At 37.3% G+C, this 15,097-nt stretch carries 13 protein-coding genes and 1 tRNA gene; 11 read left to right on the top strand and 3 right to left on the bottom strand.

The features are described from left to right. From ABJH90_RS04910 to ABJH90_RS04865, 10 genes are all read left to right on the top strand, one after another. Entirely contained in the window at nucleotides 1-1,200 is a 1,200-nt protein-coding gene (locus ABJH90_RS04910) for an FtsW/RodA/SpoVE family cell cycle protein (RefSeq protein WP_348137103.1), read from the top strand. Beyond that, the gene (gene murG, locus ABJH90_RS04905) at nucleotides 1,187-2,278 is read left to right on the top strand and encodes an undecaprenyldiphospho-muramoylpentapeptide beta-N-acetylglucosaminyltransferase (RefSeq protein WP_348137101.1); all 1,092 of its coding nucleotides are present in this window, start codon (nucleotides 1,187-1,189) and stop codon (nucleotides 2,276-2,278) included. Before ABJH90_RS04910 ends, murG begins: the two co-directional genes overlap by 14 nt. Nucleotide 2,279: 1 nt before the next feature. Beyond that, a complete protein-coding gene (murC, locus tag ABJH90_RS04900; RefSeq protein WP_348137099.1) occupies nucleotides 2,280-3,632 on the top strand; it encodes a UDP-N-acetylmuramate--L-alanine ligase in 1,353 nt (450 codons plus the stop codon). After that, a complete protein-coding gene (locus tag ABJH90_RS04895) occupies nucleotides 3,622-4,341 on the top strand; it encodes a hypothetical protein (protein WP_348137097.1) in 720 nt (239 codons plus the stop codon). The genes murC and ABJH90_RS04895 overlap by 11 nt, the downstream gene beginning before the upstream one ends. 6 nt (nucleotides 4,342-4,347) lie before the next feature. After that, complete coding sequence (gene ftsA, locus ABJH90_RS04890; protein ID WP_348137095.1) at nucleotides 4,348-5,670, top strand: cell division protein FtsA; 1,323 nt, start codon at nucleotides 4,348-4,350, stop codon at nucleotides 5,668-5,670. A 39-nt stretch (nucleotides 5,671-5,709) separates the two neighbouring features. Further along, nucleotides 5,710-7,614, top strand: coding sequence for a cell division protein FtsZ (gene ftsZ / locus ABJH90_RS04885; RefSeq protein WP_348137093.1), 1,905 nt, complete (start codon nucleotides 5,710-5,712; stop codon nucleotides 7,612-7,614). Between the two features lie 103 nt (nucleotides 7,615-7,717). Further along, nucleotides 7,718-8,167, top strand: a complete 450-nt coding sequence (locus ABJH90_RS04880; RefSeq protein WP_348137091.1) for a GatB/YqeY domain-containing protein — start codon at nucleotides 7,718-7,720, stop codon at nucleotides 8,165-8,167. A 7-nt stretch (nucleotides 8,168-8,174) separates the two neighbouring features. Further along, a complete protein-coding gene (locus ABJH90_RS04875) occupies nucleotides 8,175-8,498 on the top strand; it encodes a TraR/DksA C4-type zinc finger protein (protein ID WP_348137089.1) in 324 nt (107 codons plus the stop codon). A gap of 7 nt (nucleotides 8,499-8,505) precedes the next feature. Beyond that, nucleotides 8,506-8,579: transfer RNA gene (locus tag ABJH90_RS04870), tRNA-Arg, on the top strand. A 350-nt stretch (nucleotides 8,580-8,929) separates the two neighbouring features. Then, nucleotides 8,930-9,727: a transporter substrate-binding domain-containing protein gene (locus ABJH90_RS04865; RefSeq protein ID WP_348137087.1), complete on the top strand. Its 798-nt coding sequence runs from the start codon at nucleotides 8,930-8,932 to the stop codon at nucleotides 9,725-9,727. Between the two features lie 579 nt (nucleotides 9,728-10,306). Here the strand turns inward: ABJH90_RS04865 and ABJH90_RS04860 are convergent. Further along, nucleotides 10,307-12,124, bottom strand: coding sequence for a hypothetical protein (locus ABJH90_RS04860; RefSeq protein ID WP_348137085.1), 1,818 nt, complete (start codon nucleotides 12,122-12,124; stop codon nucleotides 10,307-10,309). A 144-nt stretch (nucleotides 12,125-12,268) separates the two neighbouring features. Here ABJH90_RS04860 and ABJH90_RS04855 point away from each other — a divergent pair, with 144 nt between their 5' ends. Further along, nucleotides 12,269-13,480, top strand: a complete 1,212-nt coding sequence (locus ABJH90_RS04855; protein WP_348137083.1) for a hypothetical protein — start codon at nucleotides 12,269-12,271, stop codon at nucleotides 13,478-13,480. Nucleotides 13,481-13,572: 92 nt separating this feature from the next. Here ABJH90_RS04855 and ABJH90_RS04850 read toward each other — a convergent pair whose 3' ends face one another. Together ABJH90_RS04850 and ABJH90_RS04845 are read right to left on the bottom strand one after the other, a co-directional pair. Then, the gene (locus tag ABJH90_RS04850; RefSeq protein ID WP_348137081.1) at nucleotides 13,573-14,319 is read right to left on the bottom strand and encodes a hypothetical protein; all 747 of its coding nucleotides are present in this window, start codon (nucleotides 14,317-14,319) and stop codon (nucleotides 13,573-13,575) included. Nucleotides 14,320-14,328: 9 nt separating this feature from the next. Next, on the bottom strand, nucleotides 14,329-15,087 hold the full coding sequence (locus ABJH90_RS04845; protein ID WP_348137079.1) for an NAD(P)H-dependent oxidoreductase: 759 nt from the start codon (nucleotides 15,085-15,087) through the stop codon (nucleotides 14,329-14,331). Between the last annotated feature and the right edge of the window lie 10 nt (nucleotides 15,088-15,097).

The raw sequence follows: 15,097 nt of genomic DNA, 5'->3' as shown, positions 1-15,097 counted from the left end.
ATGACCGGGTTTTTAGGGAATATAAAAGGAGATAAAGCCATTTGGGGAGTAGTTGCCCTCCTGGCACTTTTTTCCTTTTTACCTGTTTACAGTGCCAGCAGTAATCTGGTTTATGTAGTGGGAAATGGCACAACTATTGGCCATTTGGTCAAACACGGGATGTTGCTGTTTTTGGGATTTGGAATAATCTATGGCGTTCATAAAATTCCCACTCATTTTTTTAAGGGATTATCTATAATTGCTCTGCCTATAGTGCTAGTTCTATTGGCATATACTCTGGCTCAGGGCACTACAATAGACGGGGCAAATGCCAGTAGATGGATACGCCTTCCATTGGTTGGGATAACTTTTCAAACTTCAAATCTGGCAGCGGTAGTTCTAATGATCTACGTGGCGAGATATCTGACTAGAATTAAGGATAAAACAATCACTTTTAGTGAAAGCCTGGTACCCTTGTGGCTTCCTGTTTTTATTGTTACCATTTTAATTTTGCCTGCAAATTTCTCTACCGCGGCCATTCTTTTCTTTATGGTTCTGATACTTTGTTTTTTAGGGGGTTATCCGCTAAAATATCTTTCCGGAATAATAGGTACAGGCTTATTGATACTTACCATTTTTATTCTTACGGTAAAAGCTTATCCGGATCTTTTTCCAAACAGGGTGGACACCTGGATAAATAGAGTTGAAAGTTTTTGGGATCCAGCAGATACAGAATCGGACTATCAGATAGAAAAAGCAAAAATTGCCATTGCAAGTGGTGGCATTGTTGGAAATGGAGCAGGTAAAAGTGTAATGAAAAATTTCCTACCTCAGAGTTCGTCAGATTTTATTTATGCCATTATTATTGAAGAATACGGCTTAGTGGGAGGGTTCGTACTAATGTTCTTTTATATGCTTTTGTTATTCAGAATTGTTGTGGTAGCAAATTCAAATGAGACTGTATTCGGCAAATTATTAGTAGTTGGCGTTGGGTTACCTATTGTTTTTCAGGCACTTATTAATATGGCCGTTGCGGTAGAATTATTTCCGGTAACCGGGCAAACTTTACCACTTATTAGTAGTGGAGGAACATCTATTTGGATGACTTGTCTGGCAATAGGAATTGTGTTAAGTGCGAGCAGAAAATTTAAGCCGGGTGATGTTAAAAAATCAGATGTGGATGATACTAACCCCTTAGAAGTGCTAAGTGGACAATTATAGATTTATATTATCTGGCGGTGGAACAGGAGGACATATTTATCCGGCAATAGCCATAGCTGATGAATTAAAAATAAGACATCCCAATGCGACATTTTTATTTGTAGGCGCAAAAGACAGGATGGAGATGGAAAAAGTGCCAAAGGCAGGATACAAGATAAAGGGTTTGTGGATTAGTGGAATACAAAGAAAGTTGACATTAAAAAATTTAATGTTCCCATTTAAATTAATAAGTAGTTTGATTAGTGCAGGAAAAATAGTAAAGAAGTTTAAACCCCATGTGGTAATAGGCACAGGAGGATTTGCCAGTGGGCCTGTATTAAAAATGGCTTCCAGAAAAGGAATCCCTAGTGTCCTACAGGAGCAGAACTCATATGCAGGAATCACTAATAAATTACTTGCTAAACACGCGGCAAAAATTTGTGTTGCCTATGATGAGATGGAAAGGTTTTTCCCAGCAGATAAAATTGTAAAAACAGGGAATCCTGTTAGAGCAGATTTGATAGCTCCTCTTCAACATACTAATGAAGCTTATAAATTCTTTGGTTTGGACCCGAAAAGAATAACACTGCTTGTCCTGGGAGGAAGTCTGGGTGCACGAAGAATTAATCAACTTATAGAAAAGGAACTTGATTTCTTTTCAAAATTAGGGATTCAACTTATTTGGCAGTGTGGCCGGGGATACTATGAAGAGTATAAGAAATTCCACACCACAGATGTGAAAGTCTACGATTTTTTGAATAAAATGGATTTAGCATATTCGGCTGCAGACATTATAATTTCAAGGGCTGGAGCGAGTTCAGTTTCGGAATTATGCATAGTTGGTAAGCCTGTGATATTTATTCCCTCGCCTAATGTAGCAGAGGACCATCAATCCAAAAATGCGAGAAGTCTTGTTTTAAAACAAGCGGCATTAATGGTGGAGGAAAAAGATTTGGCAGACAAATTTGAAAACGTTTTTACAGATCTTAATAAATCTAAGGATAGTAAGAAATTATTAAGTGAAAATATCAAAGCTCTGGCCCAGCCTAATGCTACAAAAAATATTGTAGATGAAATAGAACATCTGCTGAAAATTTAATATGAAGCTAAAAGACATACATAACATTTATTTTATCGGTATCGGAGGAATTGGTATGTCTGCTCTTGCGCGATACTTTAAGCTTCTAAAAAAGAATGTAGCAGGTTATGACAAAACGGAGACGCCCTTTACTCGCGAGATTTCTGATTTAGGAATTGAGATACACTATGCAGATGATATCTCCGAAATTCCGGCAGAATTTAAAAATGCCGGGGATACTCTGGTTGTCTACACGCCGGCAATTCCCAATGACCATAAAGAATTCAATTATTTTGCTTCCAGAAGTTTTGAAATAAAAAAACGATCAGAGGTGTTAGGGATTATTACAAGGGATACTTTTTGTTTGGCCGTGGCAGGAACCCATGGTAAAACAACAACAAGTAGCATTCTAGCACATTTATTAAAAGAAACAGGGACACCAGTTACCGCGTTTCTTGGTGGTATTTCGGAAGACTTTAATAGTAATTTTTGGTTCGGTGGCAGTGAATATTCTGTTGTGGAAGCCGATGAATATGATCGTTCATTTTTACAGTTATCACCTGATATTGCTTGTATTACTTCTATGGATGCTGATCATTTGGATATTTATGGAGACAGCACAATACTAAGAAAATCCTTTAAGGAATTCGTTGATAAACTAAAACCCGGCGGGAAACTATTTATTAGAAATGGCCTGCCTTTAGAAGGAATTACCTATGGAATAGAAGACGATTCGGATTATTGTATAAGAAATTTAAGAATAGAACATGGCGCCTACGTTTTTGATTTGGAAACTCCAGACACTACCCTTAAAGGGGTGAAGTTTAACAAACCGGGAAAGCACAACTTACTTAACGGTTTGGTGGCTTTTGCCATGGCAATACAGGTTGGTCCCCCAGCTAATCGACTTGCTATAGCATTGGAAACCTTTAAGGGGGTGCAACGGAGATTTTCATATCGAATAAAGAATGTCAACTTTATCTTTATTGATGATTATGCGCACCATCCAACGGAAATAAATGCCGTATATGATGCCATATCCGAGATGCATGAGAGTAAAAAAATACTCGCAGTTTTTCAGCCCCATTTATTTTCCAGAACAAGAGATTTTGCCGATGATTTCGCCCTTAGTCTTGCGCAATTTGATAGTGTTTTATTATTGGATATATATCCGGCAAGAGAAGAACCTATTGATGGAGTGAATTCGGAATGGCTTATGGGTAAAATAAAGAATCAGAATAAGAAATTAATCCAAAAAGCGGATCTGATTGAGGAAATAAAAAGACAAGAACCAGAGGTGTTAGTTACCATGGGTGCCGGGGATATTGGACTAGAAATATCTAAAATAGAAAAAGAACTTGAGTATGAAAATTAATTGGAATTACATCAAATTTATAGGGTTAATAATTTGTATTACAGGTCTTTATGCATTTTCAAGTCATAGAAGTGATTTGAGAACTGTAGAAGGGATTAACCTAAAATTTACGGGGGAGAACAATCTCTACATTACACAGTCCATGGTTAATAAATTGTTAATACAAAATTATGGGATCATTAAAAACATGCCCAAAGAAAAATTAGATTTGGATACTATAGAAAAGGTCATTGCGGCCAATGAAATGGTAAAAAGTGCCCAAGTTTATCTTACTATAACCGGTGAGCTTACATCAAACATTGTACAACGGCAACCAATCGGACGTGTAGAGGGAAAGACAAAATTCTACCTGGATGAGGAAGGCAAAAACATGCCATTATCCAGTAATCACTCTGCAAGAGTGCCAATTATTACGGGCAATATTACCGGTAAAAGTTTAGAGGATGTTTATGTGATATTAAAGTACATAAACAGGGACGACTTTTTAAGAAAAAATGTAATCGGAGTTCATATTGAGGATGAAGAAAATTATCAATTGAAATTCCGATTAGAAAACTTTGTTGTGAATTTAGGTAATGTGGACGATTTGGAACAGAAGTTCAATAATTTCAAGGCTTTTTATACCAAAGCTGCCAGGGACAAAACATTGGAAAATTATAATATAGTAAGCTTAGAATTTAATAATCAAGTAGTGTGCACCAAAATTTAAAATAATATGGAACAAAGTAATTATTCAGTTGGATTAGATATAGGTACTACAAAAATTGTTGCCATTATCGGAAAAGAAAACGAGTATGGCAAAATTGAGGTCTTAGGCATTGGCCGGTCAAAAAGCCTTGGTGTACATCGGGGTGTGGTAAATAACATAACACAAACCATAAAGTCTATTCAACAGGCTGTTGAACAGGCGGAAGCCGATTCAGGTTTAAAGATAGGTTCCGTTGTTGTTGGGATTGCCGGACAACATATTAGAAGCCTGCAGCATAGCGATTATATTACAAGAGCCAATTCTGAAGAAGTAATCAATGAGGACGATCTGGATAAACTTTGCAACCAGGTATATAAATTGGTCATGTTACCTGGAGAAGAGATCATCCATGTTTTGCCTCAGGAATATAAGGTAGACGGTCAGGCCGAAATAAAGCAACCTATAGGAATGTACGGTGGAAGGCTTGAAGCTAATTTCCATGTTGTTGTTGGCCAGGTTTCATCTATTAAGAACATTGGCCGATGCATCAAAAGTGCCGGCCTGGATCTGGGTAATATTACCCTTGAACCCCTGGCATCTTCAGATGCAGTACTTAGCCAGGAGGAAAAGGAAGCAGGTGTTGCATTAATAGATATAGGTGGCGGTACAACAGACCTTGCTATTTTTAAAGATGGCATCATAAGGCATACAGCCGTAATTCCTTTTGGCGGGAATGTTATTACCGAAGATATTAAAGAAGGCTGTTCAATTATCGAGAAACAGGCGGAGCTACTCAAAATGAAATTTGGGTCTGCATGGCCAGGCGAAAATAAGGACAACGAAATAGTTTCGATCCCCGGTTTACGTGGAAGAGAACCAAAGGAAATTACACTTAAGAATCTTTCTAAGATTATACATGCAAGAGTAGTTGAGATTGTTGAGCAGGTATATGTTGAAATCAAAAACTACGGTCATGAAGATCAAAAAAAGAAGCTAATTGCGGGGATTGTATTGACAGGAGGAGGAAGTCAGTTAAAGCATTTAAAGCAGTTAGTAGAATATATTACTGGTATGGATACCAGAATAGGATATCCCAATGAGCATTTAGCAGGAGATTCCGATCAGGAAATTGCCAGCCCCTTATATGCCACGGCCGTAGGACTTCTGATGAATGCAATTGAAAATAGGGGAAGAAACCTTGTTTATCAAGAGGAAATCAGGAATGAGGAAGAATTGGTTTTAGAAGGCCATCCTGAAAGAAGAGCAACCGAAAAGTCAAAGGGTGAAAGAAAAACTGTATTTGACATTTGGTCAGAAAAACTAAAAGATTTTTTAGATAACGCAGAGTAAACCTAATAGAAGCACGTAATAACCAGTAACACATAAAACATGAGCAAGAGCACCGAATTTGAAAATATAGCCTTTGATTTACCAAAGAATCAAAGTAATGTAATTAAAGTAATTGGCGTAGGAGGGGGTGGAAGTAATGCAATAAATCACATGTTCCAGGCCGGAATAAATGGAGTAGATTTTGTGATTTGTAATACAGACTCACAGGCTTTACAGAATAGTCCCGTACCCAATAAAATACAACTGGGTGTTTCTCTAACTGAAGGACTCGGAGCTGGTGCCAATCCTGAAGTAGGTGAACAAGCTGCCCTGGAGAGTATGGAGGAAATTAAGCAAATGCTTGATAATACTACCAAAATGATTTTCATTACTGCCGGTATGGGAGGTGGAACAGGTACCGGAGCTGCTCCTGTTATAGCTAAGCAAGCTAAAGAAATGGATGTCCTTACTGTGGGGATTGTTACTATGCCATTTCAGTTTGAAGGCAAGATGAGGTGTCAACAGGCTCAAATAGGGATTGAAAAGTTACGTTCTAATGTAGACTCTTTAATTGTAATTAATAACAATAAATTAAGGGAAGTTTATGGCAATTTAGGCTTTAAAGCAGGTTTTTCAAAGGCAGATGAGGTGCTTGCAACTGCTGCCAGAGGTATTGCCGAAGTAATTACTCACCATTATACTCAGAATATTGACCTGCGTGATGCCAAAACAGTTCTTTCAAATAGTGGTACGGCTATTATGGGTTCTTCTATGTCGTCTGGATCAGCAAGAGCTAACGAGGCTATAATGAAAGCACTGGATTCTCCATTATTGAATGATAATAAGATTACAGGGGCCAAAAATGTGTTATTACTTATTGTTTCGGGATCTCAGGAGATCACTATTGATGAAATAGGAGAAATTAATGATCATATTCAAATTGAAGCCGGTCATGGTGCTAATATTATTATGGGTGTGGGTGAAGACGAAAGCTTGGGTGAAGCTATAGCTGTAACTGTAATTGCCACTGGTTTTAACATTGACCAGCAGAATGAAATTGTTAATACTGAAACCAAAAAAATTATACACACTCTTGAAGATGAGCAAAAAGCCGAACAGGATTTGAGTGATGAAAATGTCATTAGCCAACGGGAAGAGGAAGAAGAAGTTTTTGAACCAATAATAAAACATACTTTAGAGGTAGAAGAGACAATAGATCTTATTCCGACAACCAATTATATCAGAAATTTTAATGTTTTCTATGAAGAGGTTATAGCAGATGAAATTACGGAAGAGGATTTTATCATAATTGATTCTAAAAAGGACCTGAAGGATATTGAAGTAATAGATCCTGAAGAATTAGCAGGCAAAATAGATGAAAAGGAACAGATTGCCCTTAGTTTTGATATGCCTTTGACGGATTCGGATAAAGAGGAGAATGAAAATGTTATCACATTTAGCCTTGATGAAAATATAAATGATTTAGATGTTAGTGAACATATAGAGGTAATTCCTGTTTTGGAATACAACAAGGAAGGAGAGACCCGCTATAGTCTTGATGATTATATGGAACTGGAAAATAAGTTAACTGGTGCCAAATCGAAAGCGGAAGAATTTGAACCTAAACTTATAGAGGATGAATTGGTTTTCGAGAAAAAGACTGTGGCTGAGAAAGAAGAAGTTGAAATAAGCGACGGGGACCCCATGAATACTCCAATTGAAGAAATTCTTAGAGAAAGGGCCGATGAGCGCAGGAGAAAACTAAAAGATTTCAATTACAAGTTTCAGAATAGCGTAAATAATATTGATGAAATAGAAAAGGAACCGGCTTATAAACGTCAGGGCATCGATTTAAATGAAAGCCCCAAAGAGGGTAAAGTGTCCAGAACCACTTTAAGCGAAGACAGTAATGATGAAATTCAGTTACGTTCTAACAACTCATTTTTACATGATAATGTAGACTAGTCAGAATGCGGGATGATGTGCCCAAACATAGAATAGACCCGAAAATACATTACATTTTCGGGTTTATTTTTTTTATCTTGTGCGCTCCTAAAATTCACAAAATATGAGTTTACAGAATCAAGTGATGGAAGAAATAAAAGCGGCAATGAAAGCCAAAGACAGCGTAGCTTTGGAGTCTTTGAGGGCAATAAAATCTGCTTTACTATTGGCACAAACTGAAAAGGGAGCCGGAGACGAATTATCTGATGCAGATGAAATAAAATTAATTCAAAAGCTGGTAAAACAGCGAAAAGACAGTGCAACGATTTTTAAGGAACAGGGAAGAGAAGATCTTGCTGAACCAGAATTGGCCCAGATAGCTGTAATTGAAAAATTTTTACCAGCTCAGTTAAGTGAAGATGAAATAGAAAAAGTTGTTATCCAGATAATTGAAAGTACTGGTGCCTCTGGCATGAAAGACATGGGAAAAGTTATGGGGATAGTATCCAAGCAATTGGGTGGGCAAGCAGACGGAAAAACAATTTCGGGCATTGTTCGTGCTAAACTTACTTAATTTTAAAATGAATGTTCAAGAAATTCGTAGGCTTTTTGAATCTGATATCGCCAAGACTGAAAAGAAAATTGAGCAATATATAGAACTGTCGCAACCCATTGCTCCCGATAATGCTATCGGCCGAGTATCGCGAATGGATGCGATAAACAATAAAGGGGTTATGGATGCAGCCCTTGTTAAAGCCAAAGAACGTCTTAAAGGATTAAAGAGTAATTTGGATAAACTGGGAACCAGTGATTTTGGTGTCTGTCCAAAATGTAAAAAGAAAATACCAATTGAGCGTATTTTATTAGCTCCAAATAGCTCTTTTTGTGTAAATTGCGCTCGCTAAAACTAATGGCCCCGTGGCGCAACTGAATAGCGCATCAGATTTCGGCTCTGAGGGTTGGGGGTTTGAATCCCTCCGGGGTCACGAATAAGTAAAAATCCCAAACAGCAAATCAAGCTTGCTTGAATTTGTGAGTTTGGGATTTTTACTTTCAAGGCGGAGCCTTGTAGGGAAAAACGCTAGTTAATCCCTTTTAGATTTCAAGGCGGAGCCTTGTAGGGAAAAACGCTAGTTAATCCCTTTTAGATTTCAAAGCTTGGCGTGAATAAAGCAGCGAAAGTTAATCCTGTATCCATCCTGAACAAAATTATTCCACAACGGTAGTATGAAATTTTCATTTTACACTGCAATTACAAGCATGTTTGCTTGTAAAAGAATGAAGCGTTATCTTCAGCAACTTATTATATTCAGTAATCAACTTAAAGCAAGAAACTATGAAAATAAAACACACCAGCGTTATTTTACTTTTTTTTATCGCCTTGGCCCTTCCGGTCCATGGACAGAAAACACTCAATAAAATTCTTAAAAATGGAGAGATCAGGATTGGTCTAACGGGGAATCAACCACCCTTTAATATGAAATCAAAATCTGGCGAATTAATGGGCTTTGAAATAGACATAGCCAATGTATTAGCTAACGGAATGGGCGTAAAATTAACAACGGTAGTAATGCCATTTTCAGAACTTTTACCGGCATTGGAGGCTGGCAAAATAGATGCGGTTATGTCCGGAATGACAGTTACTTCCGAACGTAGTGTAAAAGCTTTGTTTGCTGGACCTTATACGATATCTGGTAAATCAATTCTTGCAAAATCATCTGTCTTATCCAAATTGAAGGGGACCGAAGCTGCCAATAATGAAGCCTACAAAATAACTTTTTTAAAGGGATCTACAAGTGAGACTTTTGTTAAAAAATATATGCCCAAAGCACAGGCTATACCAGTGAACAATTATGATGAAGCTATAGCTTTGATACTTAATGATCAGGCTGATGCCATGGTAGCAGATTACCCGATTTGTGTAATTACCATCATGCGCAACCAGGGAAAAGATTTAGTAACGCTGGAAGGCCCAATGAATATAGAGCCGATAGGAATGGCACTGCCAGCAGATGATCTTCATTTTCATAACCTGGTGCAAAATTACCTAAAGGCCTTTGATTTAGCAGGGGCCCTCAAGATTATTGACGACAAATGGTTAAATGATGGCAGCTGGTTGTTTAGTATGGAATAAGTGTCTTTAGCTGAAACAAATTAATCTTTAGCCATATAATAGTCAATTAAAGGATTTGTTAAAATTGTTATAATTCAGAAGATTAAGTGTAACGTTTTAAATGTCTTTACGTCTTAGTGATATCTAATATGTAAAAAAACAAAACATGAGACATTCAAATAGAAGCACAAAAACAAAAGGATCTTTCTTATTCTCCACTTTCCAGACGAGTAAAAGAACAAATTGGAATGCGGTTAGAAAATACACTAACTAGGGAAAATAAAAAAGTACAACAATCATTATTTTAATTAGGGAGCCGATATGGCTCCCTTTTTCCCTTTCCTTTATTACCAACCATTTTTATCAATAACTTCTTTAAACCAATAAGCGGAACTTTTGGCTATTCACTCCAGTATATTATAATCTATATAGTTAATTTCTAATCGCTTTGAATGCCTGTCCGCCAATTCAAAGTTATTAAAAGGGCTCCAAACGAAATATTTCTGTAAGCGAATCTTTTCTTCTACCGCATTATTGCAAGCCAGAAAAAGATGATGTGCCTTGATATTTCAAATTATCTAGTCAAATATTAATAACCAGCTACGGGCTTGCCAGGTTATTTTCCAATCTTTCGATTTCCTGAACTAAGCTTTTCAAAGTCTTTCTGCCCTCGTCCAATTGTTCCAGTATTTGTTGTTTGGACCCCGGAAATTCTTCTTTTAGGTTGTTGAACAATTCCTGATAATACTGTATTCCATCATTTAAATTGCTAGCGAAGGTCAACAAATACTTCCTTTGCTTATCGGTTGGCGATACCTGGTTTTCGGTAATTCTTGTTCCAAGATAGTCCAAATAAATATGGAGTTCTTTAATGAACATGTGGGGACGATCCTTCCTTGTCATCACATTGGTCTTTCCATAAATATGGTCTATCATTTCACTCAATTCCACGGTTTTGGAAAAATAAGCCATATTAGGACCTGGGCATATCGATACCCCCTGGCCTTCGGTTTTTGTATCAAGCCCATAAGTGAGCAGAGCAGAAGTTCCCAGACCAACACAGGTACAGGATTTTTCGGTTATCTTATTGTAGTAGTACGTATAGTCTTCGGTAGAAAGTTCTTGCTTGTCCAACTCCTTGATTTTTAGGTGTTGGTATTGTCTGGATGCCGTGCAGATTCCAGTATCCAAAAAGTCTTTATTCATGGCTACAAATTTTTTCGGACAAGGGCTTCCTGGTCTTCCCTTTTCAATCAATTTGGATTTTTCCAAATCTTTAGTATTTCCTTTTAAGCTATGAAAGGGAATGCCCAGGGGGGAGGTATTACTGAGATACAAATCATTTTCTTTGGCCTCGACTAATTTTGAGATGGTCGACTTGTCAACGGTTGTTGCTTCCGGCACCAGAAGAAATGGTGTTCCCCAGCCAACAGAGTCTGCCTTGTAATGATTCAAAATAAAGTTGTGTTCCTCTGTAGTGCCAACACCACCTTGGGCCGTTATTTTTAATGGCAAGATATTTTTTGGAGCAACCCGATTTTTTTGGGTTAAAGCACTCACCAAAATCTCATGAACCGATTGGCTCAATTCTTCTTTCTCTTCTTTAAACTGATTTAGGATAGGGCCCATAAGATAACCATCTGTAGCAAAGGCATGTCCGCCACAATTAAGTCCGGATTCTATTCGATATTCTGACACCCATAATCCTTTTTTTGCCAGGAATTTACCTTGGATCAAAGCAGACCGGAAATCACTTACTTTTAAAACGATTTTCTTTTTGATGGTTCCATTTTCATCGGGATAAAAATCCTCAAACCGTTCCAAATAGCTATATAATCTTGGGTTCATTCCGGCAGAAAGGATCAGGGAAGAGCTTAGAACACTGTTAGCATATCCTCTCAGAGCAGCATGGGCATCATTATATTCCGAAGGCAATTTTTCCTTTTTAATATAATTTTCCTTATCAACCTTGGTCATAATATTAACATCAATACTACCCATAGAGAGGTTTTCGGTTACCCAAGTTTTGATTTCCTGTAGATCAAAAGAGTCTTTAGTCAAATTTTTGAATTCTTGTTTCAAACTTGAGGTATCGGGCAACATTGAAAAATAGTTCTTGATTTCAGTTGCAGATTCAGCAGTTATATTTTTTAGCTCTTCGAATTTCTTAACGCTCTCATCATAGATAAGGTTAAGATAGGAGGTAATTCTTTTCGCCCTAAAATCATCTATTTTTTCGGTAATCTCAGAATAGGGTCGCCCGAATTTATCGCAATACATTTTTCTCAATTTTTCAATGAGAATATCATCCACTAAGGAAATAACGGAGTTTATGCCAAATTGGGAAACTTTTAAAGGCGTGTCTATGGTAAAGCCTATTCCCATAACGGGAATATGGAATGAATGGGCATTTGTCATGTTACAATTTAATTTATGACAAACGCGAATCAAAATTAAACGTAATTTGCCATTACAAATTTCTAACAACAAGCAGTCTTAAAACATGATATTTGTCAGTTAGTCCTTTTAAAGTTAGATTGGCTTACCTAAACACCTGAGATAGTGATTAAATTAAACCGACACATCCAAATAGCTTTAGGCTATTTTTTCCTGGCAGCCTCTTTGGGTGTGTTATTAAGGTCATTTTATGCGATTAAAATTCCACTAAACTATGACTATATTGTTCATACACATTCACATATTGCCTTGTTGGGTTGGGTTTATCTGGTTTTGACTACCTTGATTTTCAAGATTTATGCCCGGAAAATTGACAAGTACAAGGAATACCGTGCAATTTTTTGGTTTACACAGTTGACCTTGGTGGGAATGCTTCTGACTTTCCCCTTTCAGGGATATGCAGTGTTCTCCATAATATTTTCCACCTTATTTCTGTTCGCATCCTATTGGTTCACTTGGTTCATAATGAAAAATGTACCCAGGGAGCTGCGGACAACCAATTACTATAAATGCATTAACGCGGCATTATGGTATATGGTATTTTCAAGTATTGGTCCCTGGATGCTGGGAGCCATAATGGTTTCGTTAGGGCAGGAATCTATTTGGTATCGGATGTCTATTTATTTTTATCTTCATTTTCAATATAATGGATGGATGATTATGGCTTTACTGGGATTGTTTTTTTATGTTTTGGAACAACATCGGATAATAATTTCAAATGTACAATTTAAGAGGTTTTTTTGGAGTATCAATCTGGGTATTCTCCTTACGTTTTTCTTGTCCACCCTTTGGACAAAACCAAATATCATTTTTAATGTTTTAGGTGGAGTGGGCGATGTGTTCCAAATTTTATCTTTTGCAATTCTTCTTGAAATAGTCCTAAAATCAAGAATCAAATTGACCGACATCTTTTCAAGATTTCAATACCAATTGTTAAAAACTGTGGCCTTAATGTTGGGGATCAAAATGATGCTCCAATTATTAACTTCTTTACCCTATTATGCGAATTTGGCGGCAACCTATCTGGACTTTACCGTTGGTTATCTGCATTGGACATTCTTAGGTGTGATGAGTATTGGATTATTTCTGTTATTAGACTTTTTTAAATTGATATACTTATCGAAAATATCATACATGCTTTATTTAATTGGATTTGCAATAACTGAGGTACTTATCTTCTATAAAGGTATAGCGGCATGGCAGGGTTTTTCAATGTTTGATGGTTATTTTGAAACATTGGCAATTGGTAGTTTTTTTATTCCATTAGCACTAATTTTAATGTTGTTGTTTAATATGAAGAGCAAAACAAAGGATTAAATTCAATTACACCCTGCTCTCTGGTAAATCAGTCTTATTATCCAGAACTTTATGCCAAATAAGGTCTTGCGAAGAAGCCATAAATAATCGGTTTAATATTTATATTGAAAAAATGCCTCGGACAAAAAGGCAGTACCCTTGTTCTTGTCAATTTCTGTGGCTGGCAGGATTGCTCCATTAAATCCATTTACACCCCAGGATCCATGCGATAAAGGTTTAAAATCCGAAGTATCAATTACCTCATGTCCTTTGTATCCACTGATGTATAAATAATGATCTCTGCACACAGTATCAGGAACTGCAAGGCCTAATCCAATTGCATCACCCGTCATATCATTGAAAATAACATAAGCCCCGGTGTCAAAGTGGTGGGGCCATATCCGAATTTCGGAGTTTAAATTTTCGTCCTGTAAAAAAGTTTTAAGAACAGATTGGGCCAAAATCCTAAGATTCAACAATTCACGAAGTCTATTAGCATCCAAAAGTTTAAAAACAAAATTATCTTTTATTTGATAGGGAAAATCATAATGAAAGCTATATTCATATGGAAGCTTAATGGCCGCCTTGTCGCCCATCTTTTTTATCCATTTTAGAATTTCGTAATGGGTGGTACCATCCAATCGCAGTGAAGTGGACACATCATTTGAACTCCATTCTAAAGTAAATTTTTCATAGTTTACAGACAATGTATCTCCGTTCTCATTTAACGGCCTTGAATACATGCTACTATTTTCGATTAAAAAGCCAAGATTACTATGGCTGTCATCATCCTTTTTCTCTAAAAAACTTATTCCTGCGGCCGCAAGGTATTGCGCCAGCAGGTACATCATTTTATCCATATAACAGATTTATCTTTTATGTTCGGGGCTGTCAAATCCTGCCTTGCATCCTGCAGCCCACTCATCGGGTTGGTTACCGTGTGCCGGTATGCCGCCATTGTCTTTTAACATTCGGGCAAGATGCAAACAGTTCCAGACCAGGAAAGTCGTATTTCTATTGGTAAAGTCATTCTCCGGACCTCCTGAACCTTCGTCTCTGTAGGAAGGTCCTGGTCCTGCTTCACCCATCCAACCGGCATCAGCCTGTGGAGGCACGGAATACCCAATATGAGAAAGTGAAAATAGTATATTCATGGCACAGTGTTTAACACCATCTTCGTTACCTGTTATTAAGGTAGCACCAACTTTGCCATAATCTCTGTATTGCCCTTTTTCATTAAACATATGAGTATATCCATACATCCGCTCCAATACACGGTTACATACCGAAGATTTTTCTCCCAACCAGACTGAAGTACACAGGATAAGAATATCACAGGCGTCTACTTCTTTTTGAAGCATGGGCCAGTCATCTTTCTCCCATTCCGGGGTTTTGGACATATCCAGCCCCAGTCCTGCTGGAAGCTCATAATCCACTGGCCTGATAACTTTTGTAGCTACACCATTTGCCTCGAAAATTCGCTGAGCTACACCTATAAGTGCCTCGGTATGCGAAAGAACCGGCGTTCTGTTTAGAGTGCAGTTAAGGAATAAAACTTTTAGATCGTTGTATTTGGCAGGAGGATTGGAACAGTGTTGTTCCGTCATTTTTGAGAGTTGTTTTGACATTATTGATTGT

This window comes from Eudoraea sp. (assembly GCF_039969275.1).
Classification (GTDB): Bacteria; Bacteroidota; Bacteroidia; order Flavobacteriales; family Flavobacteriaceae; genus Eudoraea.
The sequence above is the reverse complement of the archived record's forward strand: the minus strand, read 5'-3'. Positions and strand labels throughout refer to the sequence as shown.